Here is a 4,298-nt window from a genome sequence, read left to right as displayed (position 1 = left end):
GCCTGGGCCGGCGCGACGCGCGGCAGCACCGGCGCGGCCGTCATCTCGGTCAGCATGTCCTCGGGCAGCACCAGCACCACCGGGCCGGGCCGGCCCTGCAGCGCGGTGTGAAAGGCGCGGGCGATGTACTCGGGCAGACGGTCGGCGTCCTGCACCTCGCCGACCCATTTGGCGAACCCCAACGTGCCGGGGCCGAACATCTGGCGGTAGTCGAGCTCCTGAAACGCCTCGCGGTCGCGCTGCTCGCTGGCCACCTGGCCGATGAAGAGGATCATCGGCGTGCTGTCCTGGAAGGCGGTGTGCAGGCCGATGCTGGCATTGGTGGCGCCCGGCCCGCGGGTCACGAAGCAGATGCCAGGCCGGCCCGTCAGCTTGCCTTGGGCCTCGGCCATGAAGGCCGCCCCGCCCTCCTGCCGGCAGGCGATGAAGCGGATCTTGTCGCGGTGCTCGTGGAAGCCGTCCAGCACCGCAAGATAGCTCTCGCCGGGCACGCCGAACGCTACGGTAACTTCCTGCGCTATCAAAGCCTCCACCAGCAGGTGGCCGGCCAGTCTTTTTCCCTGTTGCGTCATTACTTCCTCAATTCCTAGGAGCCTATGAATAAGGGCCTTGTTTACAGCTACATGCGCTTCAGTGACCCGCAACAGGCGGCCGGCAACAGCGGCGAGCGCCAGCGCGCCTCTGCCGCCAGATGGGCGCAGGAACACAAGCTGCAGCTGGACGATTCACTGTCCTTGGAAGACAAGGGCCTGTCAGCCTACCATCAGCATCATGTTAAGCATGGCGCCCTTGGAGCCTTCCTTGCCGCCGTCGAACAGGGTCGGGTGCCTTCGCGCCCATCGTCAAGTACTTGGCCGACACGCGCCGCGCGCAGTTGGTCACCGTCGCCATCAGCGATAGCGAGGTTTTCGGCCGCCTGGCCGCCACCGGCCGCACGCTCGACGAGGTGCTGGCCGACGACACCGACCACATGGCCGCCGTGCGCAGTGCCACGACGCCCGAGGCCCGCCTGGCCGCCAGCCGGGCCTTCAGCTTGGTCGGCCTAGCCGAGAGCGCGGCCGAGGAGCTGGACTTGGTGTGGGCAGCGTTGAACACGAAGGGCACGGCATGCTGCCTGTGAGAGTCGATCAACGGCGGCACATCCTGGGACGCGAATCCTTGGGTCTGGGTCATCGAGTTCAAGAGGCTTGCAACATGACCACCCTCGACCTGTTCCCCGAGACCCAGGGCCAACCTACTGACGCACCCAACCAAGCGCCCGCATATCGCAGGCTTTTTTCCGCCTTACAAGGACCAGGTGAACAATCCGCAAGCAAGATCAGCTAGCAAAAACGGCTGGCAATACCTGTTGTCAAAAGTGCAATCATTGCACTACATTATCACACATGCCGACGCTAATCCGCCTACCAACCTGCAAGCTTTCCATGTATGCCGATGATCACAACCCTCCGCACTTTCATGTGCTGGCAAACGATGGGAAAAAGGCACTTGTGGAAATCGCTTCACTGACCGTCATTGCAGGAGAGGTTCGGAGCGGAACATTGAAGGAAGCGCTTGGCTGGGCCGGCAGCAACAAGGCGACACTCGTCGCAAAATGGAAGGAGTTGAATCCATGACGCAAAAGCAATTTTCACTGATCAAGGTTTTGCACGCCGCACCGGCAAAGCTGGTGCTGCACTATGCGGACGGCGAAGTGCTGACGGTCGACCTGCAACCCATCATCGAGCGGCACAAGAGCCTTGCCGCACTCAAAGACCCGAAGGTCTTTGCGAAGGCGAAGATCGGCGACGATGGCGCAACCGTCGTATGGGGCAATGACGACGATCTAGAACTGGCTGCCGACAATCTGCGCGCGCGCGCCATTGAGCAAGCTGGCGGCGTCTCGCATGAGTTCATCTGGAACTGGATGCACCGGAACAAGCTGACACTGGACGATGCTGCCAGCGCCTTGGACGTGTCGCGGCGCATGCTTGCCTACTATCGAAGTGGTGAAAAGTCTGTACCGATGACAATAGGGTATGCCTGCTTGGGCTGGGAGAAAGCCAGGAAGGCCAACACAAGCGTCTTTGCGCTCGCCGCGTGAATCTAGACTGATTCCCCTGAGCCCCGCCTAGCGCGGGTTTTTGCTGTATCAGCCTCTAAGGAGAGATGATGCCGAAAACCGCTGACGAGACTCCACAGCGCAACCTTGAGGAACCTCTGCCAGAACAACTTCGTGAGAGCTGGGTCCAGTTGCTAACGCGACGGCGCATCGCATGTCGGTCCAATGATGCGAAGAAGGCCGAGGCCGAATATCAGTTCGGCATGGGTTTTGTGCATGCCTTGTACAAGGCAGAGCTGCTACGAGCAGGCGACCGAGATGATCTGCGTGAGCTGCTCATGTCTCCCAATCTTCGCCGCTAGGGCCGGACCAGCGGCTAGTCACACCCTGCAGTTGACCTGCTCGGCTTAATCGAGACAGTTATTCCTAGAAGACGGCGGGTTGCAAGTCTCGGCGGAGGTGCTGTTTGAACTCCGCCGGGGTCAAGTATTGCAGGCTGCTGTGAGGGCGGACCTCGTTGTAGTGGTTGCGCTAGGTTTCGATGATCACGGCGGCCTCGCGGCNGTTTGAACTCCGCCGGGGTCAAGTATTGCAGGCTGCTGTGAGGGCGGACCTCGTTGTAGTGGTTGCGCTAGGTTTCGATGATCACGGCGGCCTCGCGGCGCGAGCGGAACCACTCGATGGACAGGCACTCGTCTCGGAATTTGCCGTTGAAGCTCTCGTCGGTGCCGTTCTGCCAGGGCTTGCCGGGATCGTTCAGCACGGTAGCGATACCGGCGCTCGAGATCCACTCCAGGATTGCCTGGCTGACGAACTCCCCGAAAAACGTATCCCTTGCTGAGTGATCCAATCCAAGCAAGAGGAAACGAAATGACGAAGACAAAGACGGGCGCCGCCAGGGCGCGGTACACGCTTGAATTCAAGCAAGAGGCCGTGCGGCTGGTCGAAGGCGGGCAGAGCATTGCGGCGACGGCGCGCACGCTGGGCGTGGTGGATCAGACGCTGTTCAACTGGGTCAAGACCAGCCGGGCGGGCAAGCTCAGCGGCCCGGATAGCAAGCCCGTGAGTGCCGAGCAAATGGAGATTGCGCGGCTGCGTGCTGAGCTGGCGCGGGTGAAGATGGAGCGCGACATTCTGGGAAAAGCGACAGCGTACTTCGCAAAGGCTTCGAGCTGAGGTACGCCTTCATTGAGCTGCACCGGCGCCAGTGGCCGATCTCGGTGCAATGCCGGGTGCAGGAGGTCAGCGTGGCGGGGTATCACGAGCACTTCGTGCGCCGTGCCAACGCGGCCCAGCGGCGCCAGCGCTTCAAAACCAGACGACAGGCCAAGGATGAAATCGTGGCCTGGCTGCTCTGGTACAACAGCGCCCGGCTGCATTCAACGCTGGGCTATGTCAGTCCGATGCAGTTCGAGAGAAACCGGCTAGCGGCATAGCCCATGCAGGCCAATTCACGGCTCGGTTAAGGGATACGGATTCCAGTGGCAAGGTCATCTTGGTCGAAGGCCGCCTTACGGCAAGCCGTAATAGGATGCGCAGCCCCGACGGCCGCAAACTGGCAACCAGCAGCGCCTACACCTACTAACCCTACGGACAAGGTTGGGCATCGCTGCTGGGCGGTGCTAGCGGCTCACCCCCCTCCACGACATGCAAGCATGACCAGCGGCTTTGGGATCTAGCTTTCTTTAGACCGCCCCATTGATTCAATAGCGAATAGCCGGTGGCTGACTCGGCTGAACAGGGGGCAGTTAGAGGCACGTTCCGACGAGTTAATACAACGTATCATTTGGCACGCCGAAGACGGTATCGACACCCTGGGCAATCAGGGCCTCGACCAGCAGGTGGCCGGCCAAGCGTGGTGAAGTGGAATCAGGGCTTTTTGGCATGGGCCGAATGTAGCGCCGGCCAGAGCCGGCGCCCATCCGCGCTTATGCGGTGGCCAGCTGCGTGCGGGCGATGCGCAGACCGACCAGGCCGGCCGAGGCGATGCCCAGGCCCAGGGCGGCGGCCGAGCCGGCGAACACGCCGGCCGGATGGCCGCCGTCCAACAAGGCGCCGAACACCGGCGCGGCCAGCGCGAAGCCCACATCCAGGCCCGAGTACACCGTGCCGTAGACCCGGCCGGTAGCGCCCGGGGGCGCGGCGCGCTTGATCAACATATCGCGCGAGGGCCCGGCCAGGCCGGTGCCGAAACCGGCCAGCGCGGTGGCTGCCGCGGCCACCAGCGGCGGCAGCCAGCCGGCCGCGACCAGCAGCA

6 protein-coding genes and 4 pseudogenes are annotated in these 4,298 nt (G+C 62.5%); 6 read left to right on the top strand and 4 right to left on the bottom strand.

Annotated features, from left to right (window positions below):
- A partial coding sequence (locus PO768_RS28000; protein ID WP_272648669.1) for a thiamine pyrophosphate-binding protein occupies nucleotides 1–572 on the bottom strand: 572 nt, incomplete at its 3' end.
- Nucleotides 573–850: 278 nt separating this feature from the next.
- Here PO768_RS28000 and PO768_RS27990 point away from each other — a divergent pair.
- From PO768_RS27990 to PO768_RS27975, 4 genes are all read left to right on the top strand, one after another.
- Nucleotides 851–1,120, top strand: coding sequence for a hypothetical protein (locus PO768_RS27990; RefSeq protein WP_272648671.1), 270 nt, complete (start codon nucleotides 851–853; stop codon nucleotides 1,118–1,120).
- 265 nt (nucleotides 1,121–1,385) lie between these two features.
- A complete protein-coding gene (locus tag PO768_RS27985; RefSeq protein ID WP_272648668.1) occupies nucleotides 1,386–1,616 on the top strand; it encodes a DUF4160 domain-containing protein in 231 nt (76 codons plus the stop codon).
- Entirely contained in the window at nucleotides 1,613–2,083 is a 471-nt protein-coding gene (locus PO768_RS27980; protein ID WP_272648667.1) for a DUF2442 domain-containing protein, read from the top strand. Before PO768_RS27985 ends, PO768_RS27980 begins: the two co-directional genes overlap by 4 nt.
- Before the next feature lie 68 nt (nucleotides 2,084–2,151).
- A complete protein-coding gene (locus PO768_RS27975) occupies nucleotides 2,152–2,403 on the top strand; it encodes a hypothetical protein (RefSeq protein WP_272648666.1) in 252 nt (83 codons plus the stop codon).
- Between the two features lie 64 nt (nucleotides 2,404–2,467).
- Here the strand turns inward: PO768_RS27975 and PO768_RS27970 are convergent.
- Nucleotides 2,468–2,572 (bottom strand): annotated as a pseudogene (locus PO768_RS27970) (integrase core domain-containing protein); the annotation flags it as partial.
- Between the two features lie 34 nt (nucleotides 2,573–2,606).
- A pseudogene (locus PO768_RS27965) lies at nucleotides 2,607–2,858 on the bottom strand (integrase core domain-containing protein); the annotation flags it as partial.
- Nucleotides 2,859–2,911: 53 nt separating this feature from the next.
- On the opposite strand from PO768_RS27965, the pseudogene PO768_RS27960 reads away from it, so the two are divergent.
- Together PO768_RS27960 and PO768_RS27955 are read left to right on the top strand one after the other, a co-directional pair.
- A pseudogene (locus PO768_RS27960) lies at nucleotides 2,912–3,306 on the top strand (transposase); the annotation flags it as partial.
- Nucleotides 3,289–3,477 (top strand): IS3 family transposase, encoded by a 189-nt coding sequence (locus PO768_RS27955; protein ID WP_336297795.1) that lies wholly within the window; start codon nucleotides 3,289–3,291, stop codon nucleotides 3,475–3,477. The pseudogene PO768_RS27960 and the gene PO768_RS27955, both read left to right, overlap by 18 nt.
- A gap of 492 nt (nucleotides 3,478–3,969) precedes the next feature.
- Here PO768_RS27955 and PO768_RS27950 read toward each other — a convergent pair.
- A pseudogene (locus PO768_RS27950) lies at nucleotides 3,970–4,298 on the bottom strand (MFS transporter); the annotation flags it as partial.

The sequence above is a fragment of the Paucibacter sp. XJ19-41 genome (assembly GCF_028462495.1).
In the GTDB taxonomy this organism is placed as follows: Bacteria; Pseudomonadota; Gammaproteobacteria; order Burkholderiales; family Burkholderiaceae_C; genus Roseateles_E.
This window is presented reverse-complemented; position numbering and strand designations above follow the sequence as displayed.